Here is a 204-nt window from a genome sequence, read left to right on the forward strand (position 1 = left end):
GTCGACGACGTCGAAGCGGACCGGCACCTTGAACTTGGCCAGCCGGGTGCGGCAGAAGTCCCGCAACTCGTCCGTCCCCGCGCTGGTGCCGGGTCGGAACACGACGAAGGCGCGGGGGACTTCGCCCCAGCGGGGGTGGGTGAGGCCGACGACGGCGGCTTCGAGGATGGCGGGGTGTTCGTACAGGACGCGTTCGACTTCGGG

At 70.6% G+C, this 204-nt stretch carries 1 protein-coding gene; it reads right to left on the bottom strand.

Annotated features, from left to right (window positions below; all coding sequences use genetic code 11):
* Window positions 1-204, bottom strand: a 204-nt coding sequence (locus IG08_RS55600; protein WP_043457907.1) for an AMP-binding enzyme, incomplete at both ends; no start/stop codon positions are given.

The sequence above is a fragment of the Streptomyces fulvoviolaceus genome (assembly GCF_000718165.1).
In the GTDB taxonomy this organism is placed as follows: Bacteria; Actinomycetota; Actinomycetes; order Streptomycetales; family Streptomycetaceae; genus Streptomyces; species Streptomyces fulvoviolaceus.